The 24,448-nt window shown below is 64.0% G+C and carries 25 protein-coding genes; 8 read left to right on the top strand and 17 right to left on the bottom strand.

Going from position 1 to position 24,448, the window contains the following annotated elements; all coding sequences use genetic code 11:
* The first annotated feature begins 149 nt into the window (after window positions 1–149).
* Window positions 150–386, top strand: coding sequence for a hypothetical protein (locus AB7532_RS06070; RefSeq protein ID WP_441233906.1), 237 nt, complete (start codon window positions 150–152; stop codon window positions 384–386).
* An 18-nt stretch (window positions 387–404) separates the two neighbouring features.
* On the opposite strand, the gene AB7532_RS06065 is transcribed toward AB7532_RS06070, so the two are convergent.
* The 3 genes from AB7532_RS06065 to dnaG all read right to left on the bottom strand — a co-directional run bounded on the left by AB7532_RS06065 (window position 405) and on the right by dnaG (window position 5,612).
* A complete protein-coding gene (locus AB7532_RS06065) occupies window positions 405–782 on the bottom strand; it encodes a thiol-disulfide oxidoreductase DCC family protein (protein WP_441233905.1) in 378 nt (125 codons plus the stop codon).
* 267 nt (window positions 783–1,049) lie between these two features.
* The gene (rpoD, locus tag AB7532_RS06060; RefSeq protein ID WP_441233904.1) at window positions 1,050–3,209 is read right to left on the bottom strand and encodes an RNA polymerase sigma factor RpoD; all 2,160 of its coding nucleotides are present in this window, start codon (window positions 3,207–3,209) and stop codon (window positions 1,050–1,052) included.
* Window positions 3,210–3,587: 378 nt separating this feature from the next.
* On the bottom strand, window positions 3,588–5,612 hold the full coding sequence (dnaG, locus tag AB7532_RS06055; RefSeq protein WP_441233903.1) for a DNA primase: 2,025 nt from the start codon (window positions 5,610–5,612) through the stop codon (window positions 3,588–3,590).
* Window positions 5,613–5,932: 320 nt separating this feature from the next.
* On the opposite strand from dnaG, the gene AB7532_RS06050 reads away from it, so the two are divergent.
* Window positions 5,933–6,496 (top strand): chlorite dismutase family protein, encoded by a 564-nt coding sequence (locus AB7532_RS06050; protein ID WP_441233902.1) that lies wholly within the window; start codon window positions 5,933–5,935, stop codon window positions 6,494–6,496.
* 82 nt (window positions 6,497–6,578) lie between these two features.
* Here the strand turns inward: AB7532_RS06050 and AB7532_RS06045 are convergent, their stop codons facing one another.
* Both AB7532_RS06045 and AB7532_RS06040 read right to left on the bottom strand, forming a co-directional pair.
* Complete coding sequence (locus tag AB7532_RS06045) at window positions 6,579–6,977, bottom strand: gamma-glutamylcyclotransferase family protein (RefSeq protein WP_441233901.1); 399 nt, start codon at window positions 6,975–6,977, stop codon at window positions 6,579–6,581.
* A gap of 45 nt (window positions 6,978–7,022) precedes the next feature.
* Complete coding sequence (locus AB7532_RS06040) at window positions 7,023–7,934, bottom strand: transglutaminase family protein (protein ID WP_441233900.1); 912 nt, start codon at window positions 7,932–7,934, stop codon at window positions 7,023–7,025.
* Window positions 7,935–8,026: 92 nt separating this feature from the next.
* Between AB7532_RS06040 and AB7532_RS06035 the strand changes: the two genes are divergently transcribed.
* The gene (locus AB7532_RS06035; RefSeq protein ID WP_441233899.1) at window positions 8,027–8,833 is read left to right on the top strand and encodes an N-formylglutamate amidohydrolase; all 807 of its coding nucleotides are present in this window, start codon (window positions 8,027–8,029) and stop codon (window positions 8,831–8,833) included.
* Here AB7532_RS06035 and AB7532_RS06030 read toward each other — a convergent pair.
* The 4 genes from AB7532_RS06030 to AB7532_RS06015 all read right to left on the bottom strand — a co-directional run bounded on the left by AB7532_RS06030 (window position 8,830) and on the right by AB7532_RS06015 (window position 12,559).
* Window positions 8,830–9,813, bottom strand: coding sequence for a DUF3592 domain-containing protein (locus tag AB7532_RS06030; RefSeq protein WP_441233898.1), 984 nt, complete (start codon window positions 9,811–9,813; stop codon window positions 8,830–8,832). The genes AB7532_RS06035 and AB7532_RS06030 overlap by 4 nt on opposite strands.
* Before the next feature lie 87 nt (window positions 9,814–9,900).
* Window positions 9,901–10,518, bottom strand: coding sequence for a LysE family translocator (locus AB7532_RS06025; protein WP_441239195.1), 618 nt, complete (start codon window positions 10,516–10,518; stop codon window positions 9,901–9,903).
* A 50-nt stretch (window positions 10,519–10,568) separates the two neighbouring features.
* Window positions 10,569–11,111 (bottom strand): hypothetical protein, encoded by a 543-nt coding sequence (locus tag AB7532_RS06020; protein WP_441233897.1) that lies wholly within the window; start codon window positions 11,109–11,111, stop codon window positions 10,569–10,571.
* Between the two features lie 2 nt (window positions 11,112–11,113).
* Complete coding sequence (locus AB7532_RS06015; RefSeq protein WP_441233896.1) at window positions 11,114–12,559, bottom strand: LVIVD repeat-containing protein; 1,446 nt, start codon at window positions 12,557–12,559, stop codon at window positions 11,114–11,116.
* A gap of 116 nt (window positions 12,560–12,675) precedes the next feature.
* Here AB7532_RS06015 and AB7532_RS06010 point away from each other — a divergent pair, with 116 nt between their 5' ends.
* From AB7532_RS06010 to AB7532_RS05995, 4 genes are all read left to right on the top strand, one after another.
* Complete coding sequence (locus tag AB7532_RS06010; RefSeq protein WP_212446487.1) at window positions 12,676–12,990, top strand: ArsR/SmtB family transcription factor; 315 nt, start codon at window positions 12,676–12,678, stop codon at window positions 12,988–12,990.
* Window positions 12,983–13,453 carry an SRPBCC family protein gene (locus AB7532_RS06005; protein ID WP_441233895.1) on the top strand — a complete coding sequence of 157 codons (471 nt, stop codon included), beginning with the start codon at window positions 12,983–12,985 and terminating at the stop codon, window positions 13,451–13,453. The genes AB7532_RS06010 and AB7532_RS06005 overlap by 8 nt, the downstream gene beginning before the upstream one ends.
* Entirely contained in the window at window positions 13,450–13,962 is a 513-nt protein-coding gene (locus tag AB7532_RS06000; protein ID WP_441233894.1) for an SRPBCC family protein, read from the top strand. Before AB7532_RS06005 ends, AB7532_RS06000 begins: the two co-directional genes overlap by 4 nt.
* Window positions 13,963–14,558: 596 nt before the next feature.
* Entirely contained in the window at window positions 14,559–15,365 is an 807-nt protein-coding gene (locus tag AB7532_RS05995; protein ID WP_441233893.1) for a transglutaminase-like domain-containing protein, read from the top strand.
* Window positions 15,366–15,514: 149 nt separating this feature from the next.
* Here AB7532_RS05995 and AB7532_RS05990 read toward each other — a convergent pair whose 3' ends face one another.
* The gene (locus AB7532_RS05990; protein ID WP_441233892.1) at window positions 15,515–16,288 is read right to left on the bottom strand and encodes a DUF2189 domain-containing protein; all 774 of its coding nucleotides are present in this window, start codon (window positions 16,286–16,288) and stop codon (window positions 15,515–15,517) included.
* A gap of 290 nt (window positions 16,289–16,578) precedes the next feature.
* On the opposite strand from AB7532_RS05990, the gene AB7532_RS05985 reads away from it, so the two are divergent.
* Window positions 16,579–18,807 carry an ATP-binding protein gene (locus AB7532_RS05985; RefSeq protein WP_441233891.1) on the top strand — a complete coding sequence of 743 codons (2,229 nt, stop codon included), beginning with the start codon at window positions 16,579–16,581 and terminating at the stop codon, window positions 18,805–18,807.
* A gap of 2 nt (window positions 18,808–18,809) precedes the next feature.
* On the opposite strand, the gene AB7532_RS05980 is transcribed toward AB7532_RS05985, so the two are convergent.
* The 7 genes from AB7532_RS05980 to AB7532_RS05950 all read right to left on the bottom strand — a co-directional run bounded on the left by AB7532_RS05980 (window position 18,810) and on the right by AB7532_RS05950 (window position 24,412).
* A complete protein-coding gene (locus AB7532_RS05980; RefSeq protein ID WP_441233890.1) occupies window positions 18,810–19,253 on the bottom strand; it encodes a hypothetical protein in 444 nt (147 codons plus the stop codon).
* Between the two features lie 2 nt (window positions 19,254–19,255).
* Window positions 19,256–19,624, bottom strand: a complete 369-nt coding sequence (locus tag AB7532_RS05975) for a YybH family protein (protein WP_441233889.1) — start codon at window positions 19,622–19,624, stop codon at window positions 19,256–19,258.
* An 81-nt stretch (window positions 19,625–19,705) separates the two neighbouring features.
* Window positions 19,706–20,173, bottom strand: a complete 468-nt coding sequence (locus AB7532_RS05970; RefSeq protein ID WP_441233888.1) for a MarR family transcriptional regulator — start codon at window positions 20,171–20,173, stop codon at window positions 19,706–19,708.
* A 15-nt stretch (window positions 20,174–20,188) separates the two neighbouring features.
* A complete protein-coding gene (locus AB7532_RS05965; protein WP_441233887.1) occupies window positions 20,189–21,799 on the bottom strand; it encodes an AMP-binding protein in 1,611 nt (536 codons plus the stop codon).
* Window positions 21,800–21,924: 125 nt separating this feature from the next.
* On the bottom strand, window positions 21,925–23,064 hold the full coding sequence (locus AB7532_RS05960; protein WP_441233886.1) for an epoxide hydrolase family protein: 1,140 nt from the start codon (window positions 23,062–23,064) through the stop codon (window positions 21,925–21,927).
* A gap of 130 nt (window positions 23,065–23,194) precedes the next feature.
* Complete coding sequence (locus AB7532_RS05955; RefSeq protein ID WP_441233885.1) at window positions 23,195–23,650, bottom strand: GatB/YqeY domain-containing protein; 456 nt, start codon at window positions 23,648–23,650, stop codon at window positions 23,195–23,197.
* Window positions 23,651–23,683: 33 nt separating this feature from the next.
* The gene (locus AB7532_RS05950) at window positions 23,684–24,412 is read right to left on the bottom strand and encodes an alpha/beta fold hydrolase (protein WP_441233884.1); all 729 of its coding nucleotides are present in this window, start codon (window positions 24,410–24,412) and stop codon (window positions 23,684–23,686) included.
* Window positions 24,413–24,448 lie beyond the last annotated feature (36 nt).

The raw sequence follows: 24,448 nt of genomic DNA, 5'->3' as shown, positions 1-24,448 counted from the left end.
TATTGAGGGTCCGCTTCGGACCTGAAGCGCTTGGCGCTCGATCCCAAAAACAGGCTTTTCAATCGTTTACGCGGTGAAAACCACGGCTATTGGCGTGCGCACGCGCAAAGTTATTTGACTGCCGCCCCCTGATCGACGACAAGCCGCCCATGGCCAAGAAACCCGGAACCAATCCCAAAGGCGAATTCGCCTTCTTCAACGTCTTCTACGAAGACGACACCCAGCGCTCCAACCGCCGCGTGCCCTCCGAATTGCTCGGCGGCCTCGACGGCGACGAACCCGCGCGCAACTTCATCATGGAGCAGGACCGCGAGATCGCCGAAAAGGGCGGCCGCCCGGCGCCCGAGATCAAGCGGATCGAGCGGGTCGGGGCGAAGAAGAAGTAGGCCGACCCAAGCCGGCGCTCACCAGCGCCCGCACCACCTATTCCAGGCAAACAGCAGATCGGCAAACCGGTCATAAACAAACCGCGTGAACGGCAGCGCCACGCGATTGCCGAACAGCGCCGCAAGCCACCCCTCGCCCGGCGTCATCCGCCACAGCGCAACCGCAATATCCGCACCGACGACGAGCCGGCCGGCCTCATCAGTCGCATGCAGCCGCCGCCTGATGTCGTCGAGCGAGGCGGCAAACTGCGCCAGCGCGTCAGGCTGCTCGTTGATATCCCTGAACTCGACCGTCCCTGAACGTACCAGCGCCAGCAGCCTGTTGCGCTGCCAGTCGATGCCGGTGTCGCAGACGGGGCAGCGGGTGTTGTAGTAGACGGTGAGTTGGGGATTCATTATCCAACATCATAGCAGATGTAATGCAGCAAGCGCTGCTGGTTTCGCATCACTGCAATTGAACGACGATTCTTCAATCGCCTCGCGACGCGGCTATGTGCTGGCGAACTTGAACCGTCTGCTCGCTGATCGACCGCGGTCAAACTTGCACAAACGAAATCGGAAAGCATGCGTTATAGCATATCACCAAAACAGAAACGGCGGGCTTTCGGCCCGCCGTTCTCGTTTGGATGGATGCCGGATCAGGCCCGGGCATGACGATCCGAATTAGTTATCCAGGAACGACCGCAGCTTCCTTGACCTGCTCGGATGCTTCAGCTTCCTCAGCGCCTTCGCCTCGATCTGACGAATACGCTCTCTGGTCACGCTGAACTGCTGGCCGACTTCTTCCAGCGTGTGGTCGGTGTTCATGCCGATGCCGAAGCGCATGCGGAGCACGCGCTCTTCGCGCGGGGTGAGCGAGGCGAGCACGCGCGTGGTGGTTTCGCGCAGGTTCGACTGGATCGCGGCGTCGATCGGCAGGATCGCGTTCTTGTCCTCGATGAAATCGCCGAGGTGTGAATCCTCTTCGTCACCGACGGGGGTTTCGAGCGAGAGCGGCTCTTTCGCGATCTTGAGGACTTTTCGTACTTTCTCGAGCGGCATGCCGAGCTTTTCGGCCAATTCCTCGGGAGTGGGCTCGCGGCCGATCTCGTTGAGCATCTGGCGGCTCGTGCGCACGATCTTGTTGATCGTCTCGATCATGTGCACGGGGATGCGGATGGTGCGCGCCTGGTCGGCGATCGAACGCGTGATCGCCTGCCGGATCCACCACGTGGCGTAGGTCGAGAACTTGTAGCCGCGGCGATACTCGAATTTATCGACCGCCTTCATCAGGCCGATATTGCCTTCCTGGATCAGGTCGAGGAATTGCAGGCCGCGGTTGGTGTACTTCTTGGCGATCGAGATCACGAGACGGAGGTTGGCTTCCACCATCTCCTTCTTGGCCTGGCGTGCTTCGCGCTCGCCCTTCTGCACGGAGTGCACGATCTTGCGGAACTCGACGATCTCGAGGCCGGTGAGGGCGGCAAGCTGATGCACCTCGTGGCGAAGGTCCTTGATGCGGTCCTTCTCGATATGGACGAAGTTCTTCCAGCCCTTCGCGGAGAGCTTCGAGACGCGGTTGAGCCAGCGCGGGTCGAGCTCCGAGCCGGTGTAGTTGCGCAGGAAATCCTCGCGCGCGACGCCGTGGCTGTCGGCCAGGCGCATCAGGCGGCCCTCGTACGAGACGAGGCGCTTGTTGATGTCGTAGAGCTGCTCGACGAGGGAATCGATACGCGCCTGGTTGAGGCGCAGCGACTTCACCTCGACGATGATCTCGTCCTTGAGCTTGCGGTACTTGCGCTCCTGGTGCGGCGACAGCGAGGGCCCGTGCGAGGTGCTCTCGAGCTGGTTCTGGATGTCCTGCTCCTGAAGCTTGCGCAGCTTCTTGTAGCTATCGGCGATTTTGTCGAAGATCTCGACGACCTTCGGCTTGAGCTCGGCCTCGATGGCCGCGAGCGACATCTGGTTCTCGAACTCGTCGTCCTCGTCCATGTCGGCTTCGGCGGCGGATTCGCCGGGATCCTTGACCTCGCCGGCCTGGCTGCCGCCGGGGGCGGGCTGCGCAGCGCGGAACGGGGTCGGGGACGGAGGAGCAGCGGGCGGCGCGACATGCGCGGGCGCACCGCCGTTCGCTGCGGCCTGGCCATCGGCCGGCGCTTCGCCGTTCTCACCGTTGGGGCCGGCGATCATGGCGTTGTTCATGCCGCCCTTGGCGTCGGGGCCGGCATAGGTCGCTTCGAGATCGATGATGTCGCGAAGGAAGATCTTGCCTTCGTTGAGCTCGTCGCGCCAGATGATGATGGCCTGGAAGGTCAGCGGGCTCTCGCAGAGGCCTGCGATCATCGCCTCGCGGCCGGCCTCGATGCGCTTCGCGATCGCGATTTCGCCTTCGCGCGACAGCAGCTCGACCGTGCCCATCTCGCGCAGATACATGCGCACGGGGTCGTCGGTGCGCTCGCCCGGCTCGCTCTTCTTGACCTCGGTGACGGCCTTCTGGGTGACCTCGACGAGTTCGTTGTCGGTCTCGTCCTCGCCGCCCTCGTCCTTTTCCTCCTCGTCGCCGCTATCATCGGCCTCGGTGACGTTGATGCCCATGTCCGAGAGCATGGACATGATGTCCTCGATCTGCTCGGGCGAGGTCTGGTCGGACGGCAAAACTTCGTTGAGCTGATCGAAGGTCACGAAGCCGCGCTTCTTGGCCTGCTTGATCATCTTCTTCACTGCCGCGTCGGACAGATCGAGCAAAGGCGACGGCGCGTCCTGGGAGTCCTTCTCCGGCGCGTCCGCTGCCTTGTCGTCTTTTTCCTTGTCCTTCGCCTGCAGCGTCTTTGCCTTGGTGGCCATCCATTGCTCCTAAACGCGCTTCATGCAGAAGGCCGAACGGCCGCCCGCCTGAATTCACTTGAACCTGTTGTTCGACGCTCTCGCTTCGTCAGCACTCGACACGGAAAGGGCGGCGCGGATATCTCTCGCCACCCCGACCTTCTCTCTCGCCGGATTTGCCTAACGCTTCGTGAGCCTCTTTGTCGCAGCGGATGCAGGTGTAGTACCAACAGAGCTTGCGCGGATTCATTCCTGACGCGTCTGTTCTGCCTGCGGCCGCCTGGTGGCCAAAGTGCTACAAGACCGTTAAGCCTCGATTAACCCTGTTTTTGCCGCCAAACCTTGGATTTGGCGAGTCTTTTAGCGGTTCCGGCTCCGGCCGTCCGCATGATTCTTTCATCACACGCTCTTCTGGAACCGGCCCGACAGCTCGCCAAAACCCTCGATCAGGGCCTCGGTGCCGTCGACTTCGCCTATCCGAGCCTTGACGTCACGCAGCCATGCCAAATTGGCCTCGCTGGGGTCCTCCCCCAAGGCCAGCTCGGCGTCCTTCAACTCTCTAAGTAGTGAATGGTACTGCCGATGCAAGGCAACGAGCTGGTGCCAGGTGGCGAGAACGTCGTCCCGGGCGGCGCCCTCGCGGGCACCCCATACCGCCGCGGTGGTGATGCCGCCTTCAACCCTTTGAAGAAGCTGCGAAAATCCCCCCTTCTCGATGTCGGCGCGCATCTTCTCGGCCAGCTCGCCGGGGTCGGGCGAGTGATGATGGTCGTTGGCGAAGGCGGCGATGATGCCGGCCCGCAGCTTATGGGCTTCGGGATGGGCCAGCTCCAGGGCGGCGACCTCCTCGAGGTGGTCGTGCAGCAGCCAGGGATGGTTGATCAGGATTTGCAGGATCAGCGCCTCGCGGCGCGAGATCGCGCTCCGCTGTCCGCGCATGATCGGGCTGGCCGCGAGCTGGGGGCTGGCCGCCTGATAGGGGCCTGAGGGAATAAAGGCAGGACCCGGAGCCCCACGGCGCCCTTGGCCACCGAATCCCTGGCCTCCGAATCGCTTCGCCTGCCCTCCGCCGCGGGGCTGGAAGGCGCGGCCGGAATTACCTTGAAAGTTGCCCTGGAAATTGCCCCGGCCGGCAAAGCCGCCGCGGCCACCCTCGGGCGCGAAAGTGCGCCGAAGCCGCTCGGCAAAATCGTCGCGATAATAGCGCCGCACCACCTCGTCGCGGATGCCGTTGGAGAGCTCCTTGACGCGGGCCTCCAGCGCGGCGCGGCGCTCGGGCGTTGCAAAGTTGCCGCCTTCGAGCTCGCGCGACCAGATCATCTCGGCGAGCGGCTTCGCCGCTGCGATCACCTCCTCGATCGCGCCGCGGCCGCCGGAGCGCACGAGATCGTCGGGGTCCTGCCCTTCCGGCAGCAGCGCGAAACGAAGGCTCTTGCCCGGTGCGAGGAAGGGCAGCGCGAGATCGGCAGCACGATAAGCCGCCTTCTGTCCGGCGCGGTCGCCGTCAAAACAGAGGATCGGCTCGTCCGCCATCTTCCAGAGCAGTCCGAGCTGACTTTCGGTGAGCGCGGTGCCGAGCGGCGCGACGCTGCCTGCAAAGCCCGCAGTCACCATGGCGATGACGTCGACATAGCCTTCGACCACGATCAGCGTGCCGCCGTCATGGGTGGCTTTGCGCGCGGTCTGGTGATTGTAGAGATTGTCGCCCTTGTGGAAGAGCGGCGTCTCCGGCGAGTTCAAATATTTGGCCGGAACATCCTTCTCCAGCGCGCGCCCGCCGAAGGCGATGACGCGGCCGCGAATATCCGTGATCGGAAACATCACGCGATCGCGGAAGCGGTCGTAGGGCACCGGGATGTCGTCGCCGCCAATCAGCAGGCCGGTCTCGACCATGTCCTCGACGGAGATTCCGAGCTTGCCGAGATGCTCCTTCAGCGCGAAGCGGTCGGGCGAGCAATAGCCGAGGCGAAACTGCAATTGCGTCGCCGGCGAGATCGCGCGGTCGGCGAGATAGCCGCGCGCCTTGGCACCCAGGCGCGAGGCCAGCGTCTCCGCGAAATAAGTCGCGGCGAGATCCATGACGTCATGCAGGGTGCGGCGCCGCTGCTCCTGCCGCGCCGCATCGGGCGTCACGGCCGGCAGCGCCAGCCCCGCCATGCTGGCGAGCCGCTCCACGGCCTCCGCGAACGGCAGGCCGTCGGTCTCCATCACAAAGCTGATGATGTCGCCGTGCTTGCCGGAGGAGAAGTCGTGGTAAAAGCCCTTCTGGTCGTTGACGTAGAAGGACGGCGTCTTCTCCTGCTGGAACGGCGACAGCCCCTTCCACTCCCGCCCCGCCTTCTTCAGCTTGACGCGCTTGCCCACGACCTCGGAAACCGAAAGCCGGGCACGAAGCTCGTCGAGGAATTGGGGCGTGAAGCGCATGGCGTCCGTTTAACGCGAACCGTGTGAGTCGGGCTGGGGATCAGGGATATAGGTGCGGTTCGCCTAAAAGTCAGGTTTGTCAGGATTATACGCGCTGTTCACAGCCCCTTCCGTCATTCCCTCACCGTCACCCTGAGGTGCTCGCCTCTTCGGCGAGCCTCGAAGGGCGACGGCCCGGCTGCATCTCGGCCGCCCATCCTTCGAGGCTCCCGGCGCGATGCCCTGCATCGCGCCACTCGCACCTCAGGATGACGGCTCCGGCAGTTCCCCGCATGACGGGAAAAGCTTGAACCTCGCCCGGTTCCACGCTTCCATAGGCCATGTTCAGGACCTTTCGGGGCGGCCCGAGCGGGGGTTGGCGCGTCACCTCGATTTCGCCCGTGACGGGTGAGCCCCTCGCCTTCATGCCGGCGCTGTCGGTGACCGACAGCGAGGCCATTTCATTGCCGCTGGTGCCCTCGCGGAATGCATGGCGGCTGGTCGGCGTCCCCAGCAGCTTGCGCTACACCGAGCGCGCCGAGAAGCAACAGCTCGTCGCCGTGCAGGCCGGGCTCGGCCGGCTGGAGGCAACGAGCGCGGCCCTGATCCCCATCCGCAAGTCGCAGGCCTGGTGGGACCTGACGCAGGAAGAGCGGCGCAAGATCTTCGAGGACAAGTCTCACCACATCGCCAGCAGTCTGCGTTTCCTGCCCGCGATCGCGCGCCAGCTCTACCACTGCCGCGACCTCGGCGGCCCCTTCGACTTCCTGACCTGGTTCGAATTCGCGCCCGCGCATGCCTCGCTGTTCGAGGAGCTGGTCGGGATGCTCAGGCGAACCGAGGAATGGACTTATGTCGAGCACGAGGTGGATGTGCGGGTCGTGAAGGAAGTGTTGTCGGCTTAAAGCGCGATGAGATCGCGCTTTAGGTTTGTTATTGGCGCATGATCTTTCGGAAAACCCGCTACACACTTTCCCGGATCATGCTCTAGTGCTCGAGGAAGCGTCCCGACTCGATCCGCGGCAGGTCCGTGACTGGCCAGTTGTAGACGTAAGTCCAGGCCTTCTCCGTCGCGCCATCCGGGAGCGTCACGTCGACCAACTGACGCAAATATTCGGTCGGCTCCGGAAAGCCTTCGCCGCAGGCCTCGTACATGTCGAGCTCGCCCAGCAGTTCGCCAGGCACGCGCATCTGAAAGAGTTCGCCATGCACGATGTCGGAGGCCATCTCCGACACCAGCAATCCCGGATAATGCTTCACGAGGACGAGCCGGCCCCGGCAGGTGGCCTCACCCAAAAAATCCGCGTGGCCCGCCAGCAGCCGCGCCATCGGATGGTCGAAGCCGCGCATCAGGGTGCCGTAAACGAAAAGACGATCGGAGCTCATGGCCCTCTATAGCCGTCAATCCGCGGCGCGCAAATCGCAGCCGGCTTACAAAACCGCCGCTTCCAGCTCCCGGCTGCTGCGCTGCTCGTCCGAGACCACCCTGATGCTCACCTCCATGACATCGAAGGCGTCCTGGGTGCCGATATAGATGCCGTGAAGCGGGATCGCCTGGCGCGGGTCGCGCGCGACAGCGACGCGGATGAGATCGCGCGTGCCGACGATGCCGTTGGTCGGATCGAACTCGATCCAGCCCGCGCTCGGCAGATAGACCTGCACCCATGCATGCGTCGCGCCGCCGCCGACATGGTGCTGCGCGATGTCGTCCGGCACGAAGATGTAGCCGGACACGAAGCGCGCGGCGAAGCCGAGACGGCGCAATGCCTCGATCATGAACAGCGCGTAGTCGCGGCAGGTGCCGGTGCCCAGCTCCAGGGTATCGAACGGCGGCTGCGTGCCGGGCGCGTGCCGCCTGCGGTATTCGAACTGCTCGCGGATGGCGTGCGTAATGCGGCTCAGGATCTCGAAGGTCGGCGACGGCGCATCAGCGTCGAGAAAGCCGCGCGCCCACTCGCCGATCTTGCCGACGGGATCGGGATATTGCGGTGTCATATATTGGACGAGATCGGGCAATTCCGCGTTGTCATAGACGAACGGATAGAAGTAAGCGGGATCATCCGGCGTCAGCGCGAACTCCTCGACCGGGTCGTGCGCGACGGTGACGTGCCAGTCGAAGGTCAGCCTGTCCGCGCGCTCGTCGAAATCGGCGATCGCGACCGAATTGCCGAATACGTCGTGGATCCAGCGCAGCGATCTCGGCTCGGGCGAGATCTTGAGCTGACTGTCGAGCACGCGCAGATCGTGGCCGTCGCTCGGCCGCAGCATGAACCTGTGCTCACCGAACGCCACGGGACGGTTGTAGCGATATTCGGTCTTGTGATGAATCGTCAGCAGCGGCATCGTCGGGAGATCATGGTGATTTTGGGCAGGCCCTTTTATAGCGATTCTTTGCCCAATTTCCGGGGCGACTGCTTTTTCCATAGGCAATCAGGATGGCTTTCAACACAGCCGAGGCGACGGATCAACTGCTCGGCGAGGGCGATATTCCGCCAGTGCATGAGGTCAATGCAGCAGGGACATCACCCTTCCTGCTCACATCGGACCATTACGGCCGCATTATGCCCCGCGCGCTCGGCGATCTCGGCGTTGCCGAGAGCGAGCTGACGCGGCACATCGCCTGGGACATCGGCATCGCCGGCGTTGCCGATCGGCTGGCCAAGATGCTCGACGCCCATCTGATCGCGCAGCGCTACTCACGGCTCGTGATCGACTGCAACCGCTCACCCGGCGTCGCAAGTTCCATCCCCGTGATTTCCGAAGCCACCACGATCCCGCGCAACGAGAGAATTTCCGAGGGCGAGCGCGCGGCACGGCGGCGCGAGATCTTCGAGCCCTATCATCACCGCATCGATGCCGCGATCGACCGCCGCCTGCATGAGAAGCGGCCGACGGTGCTGGTGTCCTTGCACAGCTTCACGCCCGTCTATGCCGGCGTTGCGCGGCCCTGGCACATCGGCGCGCTCTACAATCGCGACACCGTGCTGCCAAAGCTGCTGCTCAAGCATCTGCGCGCCGAAGGCGATCTCGTCGTCGGCGACAACGAGCCCTATGCGGTGAGCGACCTCAGCGACTACACCATCCCCGTCCACGGCGAAGCGCGCGGCCTCGTCAACACCGGCATCGAGATCCGGCAGGACCTGATCGCCGACCAGTCCGGCCAGCAGCAATGGGCCGAACGGCTGGGAAGGATCTTTGTGGAGATCGGGGTGGAGTTGCGTCGGGAACGGCTGGCCGACTAACCGCCGCGCGTCGCGACGAACAGCGCGAGCGCGGCGAAGATCGCGGCGATGCCCCACAGCAGATAGGCGATGCGGCCCGCGCCGCTTGCGTCGAGCGTTGCCTCGGCTGGATTATCCGGATTGACCCGCACCTCCACGGTGGCGCCGTCCTGATAGCGTGACATCAGCTTGCGCAGCATCTCGTCTGAGCCCGACGGCGTGCCGGTCGCGACGCGCGCGCATTCGTTGGTGTAGCTGACGTTCTGATAATTGTAGGTGTAGGTCACCCGCTTGCCGAACATCTCGGTGCCGCGGCTTTCGCCGGGCTCGCTGGCTTGGTGATATTCCTCGATCCCCGATAGCCTGATCGTGCCCGGCACCACCGGCCAGCGCGTCGCCATCGAGGCCTGCCGTCGCACCGCCCACCCCATCAGCGCGATGACGAGGCCGAAGCCACCGAAACCGACGACGAGGCCAGCGAGATCGGGCCGGCCGATATGATGCGCGAGATAGGCATAGCTCTGGTTGAGACCGAACGCCGAACCGAACACGATGACCAGCACGATCAACGTGCCGATGCCGAGACAGCCCCACAGGCCCTTGGGCAGATCGCGCTCCAGCACGGCCTGATCGGGATGACGCGGATTGTAATAGACGGTAACGGTGCTGCCGGCGGGATATTTTGCCAGCTTCTCGGCGACCTTGAAATTGCCGAGGTCCTCGCCGATCGAGATGCGGTTGCAGCGCATTTTACGGCCGCCGAACGCATATTCGTAGGTTACGTTCGCGAAATTGCGGCTCTCGAGGCGATAGCCCTCCTCGCGATCGGAGTCGGAGACCCTGACCTCGCGCACCTCCGCGATCGAGCGGACGACCTTCCCCGATGTCTGCGGCCAGTTTCGCGCCTCGCGCACCTGCCAGGTCTTGACGATCGCGGCGACCAGCAGCAGTCCGAGCGGTGCGAGCAGCATCGCATAGACGAACCAGGGCAGATCGGGCACGGCCACATTCCTTCGCCAGCGGCACAATGCACGATTGGACGCATCGCCGCCGCGAAGGGTTCAAGCGCGAACCGGCTTCGGGGAAGGTTATTTTGCCCGGATGAGCGCCAGCCAGATGCCGCCGCCGATCATGAAGCCGCCGGACACGCGCGACACCATGCGGGTGCGGCGCGCCGAGAAAAAGCCGCGGACTTGACCGGCAAGCAGCGCGTAGATTCCGTCCGTCAGGCCGGCAAGCACCATGAAGGTCAATCCGAGCACCAGGACCTGCGACAGGTGATCCTTGCTCATGTCCATGAATTGCGGAATGAACGCGCCGAAGAACACCAGCAGCTTCGGATTGGACAACGCCACGACAAAGCCCTGCAGAAGAAAGCCACCGCGAGGGGGAGGCGGCGGCGAATCCGCGTCGACGCCCTCGACCGGAGAGCGGATCAGCTTGATGCCAAGCCACACCAGATAGGCCGCGCCCGCGAAGCGTACCCAGTTGAACCAATAGCCCATCGTCGCCATCAGCGTGGTAAGGCCGACCGCGAGGATGCCAATCACGATCAACAGCCCCAACTGCACGCCGAGAATGTTGGTCAGCGCCGCGCGTGTGCCGTAGCGCAGGCCGTTGGCGATGACGAGGGTGACGATCGGGCCCGGCAGCAGCGCCAGCGCAATGCAGGCGGCGACGAAGGCGAGATAGGCTTGCATGGACATCATGGGAAAGACTCGGCTCGGGGCGGTTTGGGCGCATTAATGCATGGCACTCACTTTCCGTCCAGCGCGGCGAGCCCCCATGTCTTCATCTCCTGCGTCTCCAGGAACACGAGCGCGGCACGCTGCATTGCGCCCGCTTCCCCTCGCCCCCGCACAGCCGCAACGAAGAGATCGCAGCGTCGCGAGACCGCGACTCCGATCGCAGTGTGGCGGGCGCCATCGGGCATATCGAGATCATACTGCCTCGCACGCCCGCGCATCTCGCCGAGACCGACCTCCTCACCCCGCGCGACGGCGGCAAAGCGCGGGCTGATCAGATCGATATCGGCAACACGATCGACCTCGTCGTCATCGGCAACGCCGCGGTCGCAGTTACAGAAGCCGCGCTTGGCGCGGACGTAGAGCTCGGTGCCGGCGCACGGACCGGCGCAACGAAATGCACGCCCGGAGGGCCAGCCGTCGCGGGGAAACGGCCAGGCGATCTCGCGCCAGTGCGCCGCCTCTTCCGCCGGCGGCGTCGCAAGCTGATAGGCACCGACGCCGGACACACCGAGCGCGATCACCACAGCCGCAATCGCCGCCCCGCGCCGCATCCTCAGTTCCTCGGCAGACCGGCTGCGGCACGCGCCGGTCCGGTCAGTTCGAGGATGTGCAGGCCGGTGTTGGCGCGATCCACGATGTAGATGTAGCCGCGGTCATCGGTCTCGACATTGTTGGTCTGGATCGCGACCTTGCAGCGCTCGCCGCCGTCAACGGGAATGCAGCGCTGGTCGGTGGCCTGCGTGATCGACGGAATGAAATAGCCGACCTCCTTCGGATGATAGGGATCGCGGATGTCGAGCACACGGACGCCGGCATTGAAGAAGGCGATGAAGGCAAGCTTCTTGTAATAGACCGGCGCCATGCTCTCGTTCGAGGAGTGCGAGCCGAAGCGGCCGCCTCGCTGACAGAACTGCCCGCTCGCCTCCGGCACGGTGTAGCTCGAGATCATCATCGGTCGCGTCTCGGTGGTGACGTCGGCGAACCATACCATCTGCCGCGCCTCGCCGCATTCGTTGAGGATCGCCTCATCCACGATCATGACGATGTCGCGCGTCTTGCCGTCCTTGTCCTCGGCAAATTCGGCGACGGGCATGTCGAGCATCGGAAACGTCGTGTGCGCGCCATTGAAGGCGGACATCGGCATCCGCGCAATCTCGGGATACCGCAGATTGTCCGGAGTCGGCTCCTTCGGCCCCTCCAGAAGCTTCTCACGATCGACGATCTGCAGGATGCCGCCCTTGTTGGTGCCGTAGCCGAAATAGACGCGGTTGCCGTTCGGCCCGGTCGAGATCGGCCCGTGCAGCTCGGTCGGCACCGCGCCGGTCGAGCCGGGCTCCTGCCCGGGCAGACCGAAATCACGGATTTTTTGCGGACGTGCGGGATCGGAGAGATCATAGACCTGCGTCATGCGCCGCGTGCGCCAGTCCGGCGCGCCCGAGACGAGAAAAGCGATACCGGTGTCGCATTCCCACCAGCTCTTGTGCGTGTCCTTCAGGCCGCCGATCCGCGTGATGAGCACGGGGTTTGCGGGATCGGCGACGTTCCAGATCTCATGCGCCTCGCTGCCGAAGGTGCGCAGCATGTAGACCGCGTTGGGATCGCCCTTCGGCAGGGACTTGCCGTCGCAGACCCGCACCATCTGCGCGCCGCCGCCTTCGTACTTGCCTTCCTGTCCCGGCAAATGCCGCAGATACTTTGGACGCGCGGGATCGGTGACGTCGACGATCGAGGTCCCGTTCGGCTCGGCCTGCCCCGTCATCGGGTTGACGGGCGCAGGCACATCGTCGGTGCCGCCGTGATGACCGATATAGGCGATCCAGCGATCGCCCTGGTGATGGATGGTCGGTTGATACGCACTGCGCGCCTGGAGATCGTTGGTGCCGACCAGCTTCATGTTGGAAGCTTCCGGCGGCGCGCCGATGGTCTGCTTCTGCGCGTGGACCGCGGTGCTGCAGGCGAAAAGGACAAGGCCGGCAGCAGTCAGGACGCAACGGAACATCAAAGTCCTCCCGGAACCAATCTGCGTTGGCTGAGCCTCAAAGCTAGCACGGCCATTTGCAGGCGCCAAAGACACCATCTTGACATGCAACTATTTGGTTGCCTAATATCACGACCATGGATGAGGTCTTCAAAGCGCTCGCCGACGCGTCACGACGGTCGCTCCTGGACAGGCTTCACGCCAAAAACGGCCAGACGCTGAATGAACTTTGCGAAGGCCTGGAGATGACGCGCCAGGCGGTCACAAAACATCTTGTCATTCTCGAAGAGGCCAATCTGGTCACGACCATCAGGCATGGCCGCGAGAAGCTGCATTACCTGAATCCGGTGCCGATCCATCAGATCGGCGAGCGCTGGATCAGGAAATTCGAGCGCGGCAAGCTCGCCGCACTCAGCGAATTGAAACGCCAGTTGGAGAAGCGTGATGAGTAAGCCGCAATTCGTCTATGTGAGCTATATCGAGACGACGCCTGAAAAGCTGTGGGAGGCGCTGACGTCGAGCGAATTCACCAGGCAATACTGGTTCGGCGCCGAAGTCCGCTCCGACTGGAAGGTCGGCTCCCCCTTCGCGCTCACGCTGGACGGCGAAATCACCGATTCCGGTGAGATCCTCGAGGCGGATCCGCCGCGGCGGCTGTCCTACAGCTTCAAGCACCACAAGTTCGAAGAGCTGCGCGGCGAGCCGATCTCGCGCGTCGTCTTTACCATCGAACCGTTCGGCTCGCTCGTGCGTTTGACCGTGCTGCATGACGGCTTCGTCGAGGGCGGCAAATATCTCGGCGCCGTCTCCAACGGCTGGCCGGCGATCCTGTCCGGGCTCAAGAGCCTGCTGGAGAGAGGCCAGGTGCTCGCCATTCCGCGCACGGCGCTCAACAAGGGATTCGACGCAAAATGAACCTCGATCAGTTCAAGCCGCTGACGGTCTACACCATCTACATCGCCTCCACGCCGGCGAAGGTGTGGGAAGCGCTGACCTCGGCCGAGTTCAGCCGGCAATATTTCTTCGGCCTTGCGGTGGAGATGCAGCCGCGACTTGGCGGCGCATTCATCGTGCGCACGCCCGACGGCGCCGAGCACATCTCGGGCGAAGTGTTCGAATACGATCCGCCGAACAAGCTGACGGTGACGTGGAACGTCAACTGGCCTGGTCTGGTCGCCAAGCTCGGCACCACGCTCGTCACCTACGAGATCGAGCAAGCCGGCGAAGCCGTCCGCCTCACCATGAGTGAGCGCCACGACCGCGCGCTCAGCGACGACATCCTCGAAGGCGGCCGCACCGGCTGGCCCGCGATCCTGTCGGGGCTGAAGAGCCTGTTGGAGACGGGCAAGGCGCCGCAGATCAAAATGGCGCCGCCAGCGCAGATGCTGGCGGCGTTGAAGGCGATGGGGATCAAGACGCCGTAGCGGCCGGAATCTGTGCCCTTATTGCTTCTTCTTCGGCGGCGGCGGTTGAATCTCGTCGATCTTGCGACGGCAATCCCCTTCCGAATCGTGCGGGCCCGAGACGAACGTCCCGCTGACCTTGATCGCGTACCAGCCTGACTCCACGCCGAGCCGGAGTGCTTCATCTGTCTTGACATGTCGTGGGGAGAGAGTTTGCATCAGGTGCTTTCAGTTGGCGTTCGATCTCATATCGGAACGCAGTTGAATCTTTCGGGCATCCGCGGCATGGGCCTGCCGCGTCCGATTTACCCGCAGGAATTGATCACATGCGCGACGATCGCAGGTGCGAGGTCGCGACGATTCGGCTCCGCCGGTGCGAGAAATGAGCCATTCACGTCGCGCGCGTATTGTCGTGGCGCCACATGTGCGCAGACACGACCGCTCTTTCCGACATTGGCGCACCGTGCGCGCAATCACTGCAATTAGCTATCGTTTTCTCACCTGCCACGCGCTTTTGAAGCGCCAGATGCCGCTCTCGATCGAATAAGGCCGTCGAAGCCTTGTGTTCGACCGCTTCGTAGCCATGTTGGGAGCTTAGCTACGGGAAAGTCTTTCGTATGAAGCTCCGCGTCGGGTTCGAGATGCAATACGAATTCCCGCAGCCGACGCCCATGATCATGGTGTTGGGCACGCACTTCACGCGTGCCTCCGACGTCCTCGTGCCCGACCTGCTGACCACCAGCCCCTCGGTGACGATCAATCCCTATCGCGACCTCTTCGGCAATTGGTGCAGCCGCATCGTGGCGCCAGCCGGCGCCTTCCGCCTTGCCGGCGATGGCGTCGTTCGCGACAGCGGCCTGCCCGACCCAATATTTCCGAACGCGTTTCAGCATGCCGTCGAAGCGCTGCCGGCCGACACGCTCGTCTATCTGCTCGGCAGTCGCTACTGCGAGACCGATCGCCTGTCGGATATCGCATGGAAGTTGTTCGAGCAGACGCCGCCGGGCTGGGCGCGGGTCCAGGCCATCTGCGATTTTGTTCATCGCCACATCACGTTCGGCCATGAGCACGCGCGTGCGACCAAGACAGCCCGGGAAGCCTACGACGAAGGCAAGGGCGTGTGCCGCGACTATGCCCATCTCGCCATCGCGTTCTGCCGCAGCATGAACATCCCGGCGCGTTACTGCACCGGCTACCTCAGCGACATCGGCACACCGCAGCCGTGGCCTGCTGGAGATTTCGCCGCCTGGTTCGAGGCCTTCGTCGGTGGAAGCTGGCACATGTTCGATCCGCGCAACAACACGCCACGGATCGGCCGCGTGCTGATCGCGCAAGGACGCGATGCCGCAGACGTCCCGATCACCCAGACCTTCGGTCCGAATAAACTGCTTAATTTCAAGGTATGGACCGACGAAATTGCCTGATGACAGACAGTTCCGCTGCGCTCAGCGCTGATGAATTTGCGCGTTGACCGAGATCAGCAAGGGCAAGGCGAGAGGCGAAATTCCGCAAGCGCATAGCGAACGCCCCGCAACGGGCGAATAGTTCGCTGCCGTTGCGTCCGGCTCCCCTCTTACGCCACCGGCACCACCAGCCGCCGGTAAAGATGCCAGGTCGCGTGCCCAAGCACGGGCAGCGTCACGACCAGTCCGAGAAAATACGGCAGTGCCGACACGATCAGCAACATCACGATCACCGCGGCCCACGAGATCATCGGCAGCGGGCTGGTCACCACCGCACGTACGCTGGTCACCATGGCCGTGACGAAATCGACCTCGCGGTCGAGCAGCAACGGAAACGACACCACGGTCAGGGAAAACAAAATCAGCGACAGCGCAGCCCCGACCGCGTTGCCGATGCCGAGGAACAGCAGGCCCTCATTGGTCGTCAGCACCACCGTCATGAATTCCTGGAGGCTCGAGAACGAGGCGTGCAGGCCGAGCAGCAGCGCGATCAGCAGCCGCACCTGATACATCCAGATCACGAACACGAACAGCGTGACGAACGCCATCCAGGCGATCTCGCTGCGTGAGCGTATCGCCGACCAGATGGCGCCAAACGAGACGGCCTCGCCGCGCTCGCGGCGGCGGCTCACTTCGTAGAGGCCGATCGCCACGAACGGCCCGAGCAGCGCGAAGCCGGCTGCGAGGGGATAGACCAGATAGACCATGCCGAAGGCGGTGAGACACAGCATGATGGCGATGCCGCCGCCGGCGTAGAGCGCGCCGAAACACAGCCCGTAGAGCGGCAGCGCCTGGAAATCGCGCAAACCCTCGACCAGCGCTTCGGCGATGTCGGTCGCCGCCACGGGCCGAACCACCGGATCGACTTTGCCCGAGATCGACATCCGCTCCCTCCTGATCTGCCGGCGCGAATTTCGTCGCGCGCGGACCAGCCTTGATATTAGCGCCCCCGCGGCCTGCGCGCACGCGCGCGTTGATGGCGGGTGACGGTATCGCAGGAAGCCGGCAGAGTTTCGTCAGCAAGCCCATTCGGAGGCTCGTTCGAGACACGGCTTCAGAATCTTTCCCCATCGAGGCCTTTTCCGCACGTTGCCTATAGACTGTACGGAGGGTGGTGCCGCAAATTGTACCTTCGAAGCAGCGCACGCGATGACCAGAGTGGACCACCCGACCGATGAGCCTGCGTACCCGGCTACTGATACTCGTCATCGCGGCCATGCTGGTGCCGGCGTGCCTCGTCGGCTTGCGTTTCGTGCAGAACCGGAGCAGCGAGATCAACGCCGCCCTGGCCAATCTGGCGGCGTCCGCCGACGACATCGCGAGCGATCTCGACGAGAAGATCCAGGGCACCGCCCAGCTTCACTATGGCCTCGCCCGTGCCCGCGACCTCGACACGCGCGACAAGACAGCATGCTCGGCGTTCCTGTCGGATGTGCGCGAGGAATACCCGCAGTTCACGGGAATCCTGACCATTGATCCGAACGGCAGCCTGTTCTGCGACTCGCTGCGGACCAACCGCACCCTCGATCTGAATGACCGCGGCTATTTCAAGCAGGTCAAGGGTTTGCAAGGCGTCGTCGCGGTCGAGCCGGTGTTCGGCCGCCTGACCGGACTATCGGTGCTCCAGATCGCCTATCCCGTGCGATCGGATGCGGGCGCGCTGAAGTTCGTGTTGCTCGCGTCCTTCAACCTGAACAAATTCGTAGACTTTCACGACAAGCGACTGCTCGCCGAGAAGGATATCCTGTTTGTCGACAGCAAGGGCACGGTGCTGGTCGCGCCCAAGGGTGGCGGCTGGAGCGAGCCCGTCGGCACCTCGATCGCGGGCTCCGATCTGCTCCGCTTCGCTGCAGCGCCTGATCGCGAGCCGTTTCGGGAGGTCACCGACCGCGAGGGCCACACGCAGGTCTGGGCCGTTTCCCGCTCGCCCTCGATCCGCAAGGCCGGCCTCTATATCCTGGTCGGACGGTCCAAGGACGGGCTGGTCGCAGCCGCGAACCGCCGGCTCTACGAGGACATGGCGATTCTCGCCGTGGCCTCGCTACTGCTGCTCGCCGGCGTCTGGATCCTTGCGACCGTGAGCGTCGGTCGTCAGGTCGGCCGGCTGGCCGCGATGGCAAAGAAGCTCGGACGCGGCGACCTCAGCGCGCGAATTCCGCCGCCCCACCCGCGCGGCGAGCTGGGCGGGCTGATGACCCTGCTCAACGACACCGCGGGGTCGCTCGAGCAGCAACGCGCCGCCATCGCGGACCTCAGCCAGAAGCTCAGCCAATCCCAGAAGATGGAAGCCATGGGCCAGCTCACCGGCGGCGTGGCCCACGATTTCAACAATCTCCTGACCGTCATCCTCGGCAATTCGGAGCATTTGGCCGACCGCCTGGCGGGCAACAAGGAATTGCACCGGATCGCCGGCGACATCGCGACCGCGGCCGAGCGCGGCTCCGACCTGACGCGGAGCCTGCTGGCTTTCGCGCGCAAGCAGCCGCTCCGGCCGCGGGACATCGACATCGCCGGCAAGATTCGCGAGATGGAGCAATTGCTGCGTCGGACCCTGGGCGAGCAGATCGAGTGCGCCTTCACGTTCGAACCGGATTTGTGGCTGACCAGCATCGATCCGGGCCAGCTCGCAACGGCGCTGCTCAATCTCGTGCTCAACGCGCGCGACGTGATGCCGCTCGGCGGCAAGCTGACGATCGAGGCGCGCAACATTTCGCTCGGCGAATCCGACCTCGACGTCAACGGCGAGCCGCGACCGGGTGACTACGTCCTGGTCGCCGTGACCGACACCGGCAGCGGCATGACGGCCGAGGTGGCGAGCCGGGCGTTCGAACCGTTCTTCACCACCAAGGAGGTCGGCAAGGGGACCGGGCTTGGTCTCAGCATGGTCTACGGGTTCGTGCGACAATCGGGCGGCCTCGTGCAGATGCAGTCGGAACCGGGACAGGGCAGCGTCGTCAAGCTGTTCTTTCCTCGCCTTGCCACGCCGGCAAACGAGCATCCGTCGCCTGTGAAACGGATCGTTGCGCGCGAGGGAAGCGAGACCATCCTCGTCGTCGAGGACGACGACATGGTTCGGGCCTATGTCGAGAACGAGCTCAAGGCGCTCGGCTATCGCGTCACCGTTGCGTCGAACGGTCCCGCGGCGCTCGATCTATTGCGCCAGTCCGGCGACATCGACCTGCTGTTCACCGACGTCGTGATGCCCGGCGGCATGTTCGGGCCGGAGCTCGCGAGACAAGCGATCGAACTACGACCTGGGCTTAAAGTGCTCTTCACCTCGGGCTACAGCCAAAGTCCCGTCAAGACCCCCGACGGGGCCGACGCCCCGATCCTGACAAAGCCGTTCAAGCGGCAGGATCTTGCTGCGATGCTGCGGTCCGCATTGTCGGCGCCGTCGGAATAACGTCAGGAGGACAACGCGAGCCGGAGCGCCACGCCAAGATTGGCCGCGAACAGAGCCGCGTCGATGATGAAGATTCTGAGCATCGGTCCCTTCAGCACGGGCCAGTAAGCCACCCCAACGCGCCCTCCGCGCATCAGGACCGGAAGATTGTAGGCGAACTGGCTGAAATGGCAGGCGGCAAAGAACAGGAACAGCGCGAGCTGCGCCTCGACCGGCTGGAAGAAAAGCGGACGCGCAGCCAGAAGATAGAACGACAACAGCCCGATCGGCAGATTCATTCCACCCAGAAACGCCACGCTGGCGGCCAGCGTCGGCGCGATCGGATTGCTGCGCTCTTCGCGCGGCAAGAGGATCTTCAGCGTGTTGCCCTGGGCGATGCTGAACTGGATGAAGGCGCCACCGAACCAGAGCGCGTTGAGGAGCAGGACGAAATCCGAAAGGTGCATGATCATTTTCCGTAGAAGGCTTCGCTGCGCACCACACGGCCCGCATCGTCGAAATCCATGAACTCGCTGGCCCTGACATCGCCGAGTTGCCACCACACCGTCAGTCGCGCGATCACCTCGTCCCAGCTCCAACTGAGTATCTTCAGGTCTGCGCTTTCGACGTGGCCATAGGCCTTCTGCCAATAGGCGCGGATGTTTGCGGCACCGGTGATGACAGGAGAACCGGTCAGCGACAGCGCCAAAGGACTGCGCATCTGCGCATTGTCGGCAAAATGCGCGACGACCGCGTCGATGTCGACCCGGCACCAGCTCGCGCACCAGGACGTAACAAAGCGTTCGGCGGCTGCGCGATCCATTATCTGTCCGCTCATGGCAGAGCCCTCCCCTGGCTCGTAGGCCCGGAAAGTGGCAAAGCTCGCTCTTCATGTCAACTATGTTGACTTTAGAAATCGTCAGGTGTTGTCGGCGATCGCCCCCATGACGGCCATCCATGCCGCCGCACCCGAGGCGCCTGCGCGATCGAACGCCTCGCGCATCACCTTGCGCTCGTGCCCCGAAGCCGTTTGCTCGACCTTCTGCCCCGCAGCCGTGAGGCGCAGCAGCTTGGAGCGATGCTGCTCGGGTGCGCGCTTCGAGGTCAGGAGCTTGCGCTCCAGCAGCAAACCGAGCGGACGATTCAGGGCCTGCTTGGAAATGCCGAGCACCTCGATCAGCGCGCCGATCGCGATGTCGGGCCGGCGTGCCACCACATAGAGGATGCGATGGTGCGAACGCGACAGGCCCTGCTTCGCGAGATAGTCGTCGGCCTCGAGCGTCATCCCGCGCCAGCCGTAATACATCAGCTCCAGCGCCGCATCGAGATCGTGTAGCTTCGCAAGTGATGCGCGGTGAAGCCCCGCGGCTTGAGAGGTCTTTGGCATGATCTGGTTGAGACCCTAACCCCGCGTCCGCAACTCGCGCCGCAGAACTTTTCCCGTTGCCGTCATCGGCAACGTCTCAGCGAACTCCACGAAGCGCGGATATTCGTGCGCGGCAAGCTGCACCTTGACGAACTCCTGGATCTCGCGCGCGAGCGCATCGCCCGGCGCAAAGCCGGGGCGCAGCACGATCCAGGCCTTGATCGATTCCGTGCGGATCGGATCGGGAATGCCGACCACGGCGGCCATCGCCACCGACGGATGCTTCATCAGTGTGTGCTCGATCTCGGACGGGCCGACGCGATAGCCGGCGGTGGTGATGACATCGTCCTCGCGGCTGACATACCAGAAATAGCCGTCCTCATCCTGCACACCGAGATCGCCGGTGAGCAGGAATTCGCCGGCATATTTCTTCGCGGTCGCGTCCGGATTGCGCCAGTATTCGAGCATCGTGCACGGGCACGGCTGCCGCACGCCGACGATGCCGCGTTGACCGCGGGGCTGTTCCTCCCCCTTGTCGTTGACGATGCGAACGTCGAAACCCGGCGTCGCCTTGCCCATCGAGCCCGGGCGGATCGGAAACAGGTTGGAGTTGCTGCCGATCACGAGATTGCACTCGGTCTGCCCGAACACCTCGTGCGCGTCGATGCCGAAGGTCTCGCGCACCCAGCCGAGCAACTCGCCGCCGAGCGATTCACCGCCGGTAAAGATGCTGCGCAGCTTGACGCCGGAATGCTTCACGCCGGCCTGCCGCATCAGTTTCAGCGCCGTCGGCGGCAGAAAGACGTTGCGCACGCCGAGATCGGCCATCATCTGCATCGCCGCCTGCGGCTCGAATTTCCGGGCGCGATGGCCGACCAGCGGAATGCCGTGATACCAGAATGCGAACAGGCCGTTGACGAGCCCGCCGATCCACGCCCAGTCCGCCGGCGTCCACATCAGATCGCCGGGCCGTGGCAGGAAATTGTGACACATCTCGACATTGGGAAGATGACCGAGCACGACACGGTGCGCATGCAGCGCGCCCTTCGGATTGCCCGTCGTGCCTGAGGTGTAGATGATCAGCGCGGGATCGTCGCATGAGGTGTCGACCTGCGTGAAGTCGGGCGACGCGGCCCTCGTCGAATCCCAGAACGATTTCGTGCCCGCGGGCGCACGTTCGCCGACGATATAGACGTTCTTCAGGTCCGGCAGCCGGTTGCGTATTTTTGCGAGCTTCTCCCAGCCGCCTTCGTCGGTGACGATCGCCTTGGCCTGCGAGTTCGACAGGCGGAACTCCAGTGCGTCTTCGCCGAACAATGCGAACAGCGGGATCGAGATCATGCCGGAGCGAAACGCCGCGATGTGCGCGATCGGCAGCTCCAGCGATTGCGACAGGAACACCGCGACGCGGTCGCCACCCGTGAGCCCATCGGCCTTCAGCACATTGGCGAAGCGCCGCGACATCTCTGCGACCTCGTCGAAGGAGGTGCGCGTGGTGACGCCGTTCTCGTCGAGATAGACCAGCGCGAGGCGGCCGGTGCCGTCGGCGTGGCGGTCGCAGCACGCCTCCGCCATGTTGAAGCGACCAGGCAGGTCCCAGCGGAAGTTGCGATAAAGCTCGTCGTAGGTTGCGGCTTCGGTCAGCATGATCCGGCGTTTCCTGGCAGCGTCGTCATGGCCGGACTTGTTCCGGCCATCCACGTTTTTCTTGGCGATCAGTTTAAGGCCGTGGATGCCCGAGACAAGCCCGGGCATGACGGCTGAGGGCGAGGCTACCGCACCGTCGCAAAGAACGTCCTGACATCGCGCACGAACAGCTCCGGCTGCTCGAATGCGGCGAAATGCCCGCCCTTCTCCATCTCGCTCCAATGCGTGATGCGCGAAAAATTCGGCTCCATCCAGCGCCGCACCGGCGTGATGATCTCCTTGGGGAATGCGGCAACGCCTGTGGGCACATTGACCTTCGGCGTGGTCCGGCGCTTGCCAAAGCTCTCCCAATAGAGCCGCGCGGAGGAGGTCGCCGTCTGCGTCGCCCAATAGAGCATGACGTTGTCGAGCAGTTCGTCCTTGTCGAAAATGTTCTCGGGGTGGCCGTCGCAATCGGTCCAGGCCCAGAATTTTTCCAAAATCCAGGCGGCCTGCCCGCTCGGCGAATCCGTCAGACCGTAACCGAGCGTCTGCGGCCGCGTCGCCTGCTGCTTCGAATAGCCGGAATCGAGATCGACATAGTGCTTGAGCCCGGCGAGCGCGCGCTTCTCCTCCGCCGTCGGCTCACCCTCGACCTTCGGCGCCGCGTTGAAGGCGAGCGTAATGTGGATGCCGGCGCAATGCTCCGGATCCTGCCCGCCGAGCGAGGTCGTCACCGCCGAACCCCAATCGCCGCCTTGCGCGCCGTAACGCGCGTAGCCCAGCCGGTCCATCAGCTTCGCCCAGGTCGCGGCGATGCGGTCGACGCCCCAGCCGGTGGCTTGGGGTTTTGCAGAGAAGCCGAAACCCGGCAGCGAGGGGCAGATCACGTGAAACGCGTCCGAGGCATTACCGCCATGCGCGACGGGATCGACCAGCGGCGCGATCACCTTCTGGAATTCCACGATCGAGCCCGGCCAGCCATGGGTGATGATCAGCGGCAGCGCGGACGGCTCCTTCGAGCGCGCATGGATGAAGTGGATGTCGAGCCCGTCGATCTCCGTCGTGAACTGCTCGAAGCGGTTGAGTTTTGTCTCGCGTGCGCGCCAGTCGTAGTCGTTCGCCCAATAGGCACAGATTTCCCGGATCCATTTCAGCGGCGCGCCCTGGCTCCAGTCGTCGACCAGCTCCGCCTCCGGCCAGCGCGTGCGGGCGAGACGTGATTTGAGGTCGGAGAGAATGTCGTCGCTGATGGCGATGCGAAACGGTTTGATGGCGCCGGTCATCGGTTGCCTCCCCTTGTTCTTCTTGTCATTCCGGGGCGCGCGGAGCGCGAGCCCGGAATCCATTAAGCAACGGATTCAAGCGGCGCGATGGATTCCGGGTTCGGCGCTTTGCGCCGCCCCGGAATGACAGTCAGCCCGACAGCCCCGCTTTCACCAGACCGCTGGCCTTACCAAAGTCCATCTGCCCGGCGTACTTCGCGCGCAACATCGCGATCACCTTGCCCATGTCCTTCATGCCGGCGGCGCCGGTCTCGGCGATGGCGTCCGCGATCGCCGTCTTCACCTCGTCATCCGACATCTGCTTCGGCAGATAGGCCGAGATGATCGCAATTTCCTCGCGCTCTTGCGCGGCAAGCTCCGCGCGGCCGCCCTTGTCGTAGAGTTCGACCGATTCCTGGCGCTGCTTGATCATCTTCTGAAAGACGCCGAGCAGATCGGCATCGCTCAGCGGCGGCTTGCCGTTGCCGCGCGCCTCGATGTCGGCGTTCTTGATGGTCGAGTTGACCATGCGCAGCGTGGACAGCTTGCGCTCGTCCTTGGCCTTCATGGCCTCCTTGACCGCATTGTTGATGTCGTCGCGCAGCATGATCGTGATCCCTTCGAATATCCGATGCCTGATCTAGGCCGTTCGCGCCCCCGAGACAACCGGGGGTCCCAGCCATTCGACCAGCGCCCGCACTGTCGCCTCGGGCTGCTCCGGCTGCGGCAGGTGCCCGCAATTGGGCAGCACGACCAGCTTCGCGCCGGCAATGCCCTCCGCCATCTCCTTCGAGAACGCGTTGGGAATGGTGTTGTCCTGGTCGCCCGTCAGCACCAGCGTCGGGCATGTGATCGTTGCCAGCATCGGCCGCGAATCCACCCGCGCGATGATCGCGTTCTGCTGCCGCAGATAACCGTCGACGCCGACGTCCTCGCCCTGCTCATGCACGAGTTGACGGATGGACGCATCGTCGCGACGTGAGTGATGCACCAGCTCCGGAAACATCTCCTCGCGCGCCGCGCGCAGTTCGCCGCGCCTGGCGCGCTCCATCAGGCCGCGGCGGCGCGCGGTCGCCTCGGGCGTATCGGGCCGCGCCTGGGTATTGATCAGTGCGAGTTTTGCCACCCGCTCCGGCGCCTGGCGCATGATCTCGAGCGCGACATAGCCCCCCATGGAATGGCCGGCGAGCGCGAAGCGCGGCGGCGCCTCGCTGAGCACGCGGGCGGCGATCGCCGCCATGTTGTCGTCCCGGATATGGTTGGCAACCATCACCGGGCCGAACCGCCAGAGCGCCGGGATCACCGGGGCGTAGATCCGGGCCGAGGAGGCCAGCCCCGGAACCAGCAGAATCGGGGTGGCGTGGTCCATTATTGCCTCGCAAGCCGCTCAAATTGCCAGAAATTG

This window comes from Bradyrhizobium sp. 930_D9_N1_4 (genome assembly GCF_052076015.1).
Classification (GTDB): domain Bacteria; phylum Pseudomonadota; class Alphaproteobacteria; order Rhizobiales; family Xanthobacteraceae; genus Bradyrhizobium.
The sequence above is the reverse complement of the archived record's forward strand: the minus strand, read 5'-3'. Positions and strand labels throughout refer to the sequence as shown.

What these genes read in the sequence shown, in the direction of transcription:
- AB7532_RS06070 (WP_441233906.1), top strand. Translation starts at nt 150, where the DNA reads ATGGCCAAGAAACCCGGAACCAATCCCAAAGGCGAATTCGCCTTCTTC.
- AB7532_RS06065 (WP_441233905.1), bottom strand. Translation starts at nt 782, where the DNA reads ATGAATCCCCAACTCACCGTCTACTACAACACCCGCTGCCCCGTCTGC.
- rpoD (WP_441233904.1), bottom strand. Translation starts at nt 3,209, where the DNA reads ATGGCCACCAAGGCAAAGACGCTGCAGGCGAAGGACAAGGAAAAAGAC.
- dnaG (WP_441233903.1), bottom strand. Translation starts at nt 5,612, where the DNA reads ATGCGCTTCACGCCCCAATTCCTCGACGAGCTTCGTGCCCGGCTTTCG.
- AB7532_RS06050 (WP_441233902.1), top strand. Translation starts at nt 5,933, where the DNA reads ATGTTCAGGACCTTTCGGGGCGGCCCGAGCGGGGGTTGGCGCGTCACC.
- AB7532_RS06045 (WP_441233901.1), bottom strand. Translation starts at nt 6,977, where the DNA reads ATGAGCTCCGATCGTCTTTTCGTTTACGGCACCCTGATGCGCGGCTTC.
- AB7532_RS06040 (WP_441233900.1), bottom strand. Translation starts at nt 7,934, where the DNA reads ATGCCGCTGCTGACGATTCATCACAAGACCGAATATCGCTACAACCGT.
- AB7532_RS06035 (WP_441233899.1), top strand. Translation starts at nt 8,027, where the DNA reads ATGGCTTTCAACACAGCCGAGGCGACGGATCAACTGCTCGGCGAGGGC.
- AB7532_RS06025 (WP_441239195.1), bottom strand. Translation starts at nt 10,518, where the DNA reads ATGTCCATGCAAGCCTATCTCGCCTTCGTCGCCGCCTGCATTGCGCTG.
- AB7532_RS06020 (WP_441233897.1), bottom strand. Translation starts at nt 11,111, where the DNA reads ATGCGGCGCGGGGCGGCGATTGCGGCTGTGGTGATCGCGCTCGGTGTG.
- AB7532_RS06015 (WP_441233896.1), bottom strand. Translation starts at nt 12,559, where the DNA reads ATGTTCCGTTGCGTCCTGACTGCTGCCGGCCTTGTCCTTTTCGCCTGC.
- AB7532_RS06010 (WP_212446487.1), top strand. Translation starts at nt 12,676, where the DNA reads ATGGATGAGGTCTTCAAAGCGCTCGCCGACGCGTCACGACGGTCGCTC.
- AB7532_RS06005 (WP_441233895.1), top strand. Translation starts at nt 12,983, where the DNA reads ATGAGTAAGCCGCAATTCGTCTATGTGAGCTATATCGAGACGACGCCT.
- AB7532_RS06000 (WP_441233894.1), top strand. Translation starts at nt 13,450, where the DNA reads ATGAACCTCGATCAGTTCAAGCCGCTGACGGTCTACACCATCTACATC.
- AB7532_RS05995 (WP_441233893.1), top strand. Translation starts at nt 14,559, where the DNA reads ATGAAGCTCCGCGTCGGGTTCGAGATGCAATACGAATTCCCGCAGCCG.
- AB7532_RS05990 (WP_441233892.1), bottom strand. Translation starts at nt 16,288, where the DNA reads ATGTCGATCTCGGGCAAAGTCGATCCGGTGGTTCGGCCCGTGGCGGCG.
- AB7532_RS05985 (WP_441233891.1), top strand. Translation starts at nt 16,579, where the DNA reads ATGAGCCTGCGTACCCGGCTACTGATACTCGTCATCGCGGCCATGCTG.
- AB7532_RS05980 (WP_441233890.1), bottom strand. Translation starts at nt 19,253, where the DNA reads ATGCACCTTTCGGATTTCGTCCTGCTCCTCAACGCGCTCTGGTTCGGT.
- AB7532_RS05975 (WP_441233889.1), bottom strand. Translation starts at nt 19,624, where the DNA reads ATGAGCGGACAGATAATGGATCGCGCAGCCGCCGAACGCTTTGTTACG.
- AB7532_RS05970 (WP_441233888.1), bottom strand. Translation starts at nt 20,173, where the DNA reads ATGCCAAAGACCTCTCAAGCCGCGGGGCTTCACCGCGCATCACTTGCG.
- AB7532_RS05965 (WP_441233887.1), bottom strand. Translation starts at nt 21,799, where the DNA reads ATGCTGACCGAAGCCGCAACCTACGACGAGCTTTATCGCAACTTCCGC.
- AB7532_RS05960 (WP_441233886.1), bottom strand. Translation starts at nt 23,064, where the DNA reads ATGACCGGCGCCATCAAACCGTTTCGCATCGCCATCAGCGACGACATT.
- AB7532_RS05955 (WP_441233885.1), bottom strand. Translation starts at nt 23,650, where the DNA reads ATGCTGCGCGACGACATCAACAATGCGGTCAAGGAGGCCATGAAGGCC.
- AB7532_RS05950 (WP_441233884.1), bottom strand. Translation starts at nt 24,412, where the DNA reads ATGGACCACGCCACCCCGATTCTGCTGGTTCCGGGGCTGGCCTCCTCG.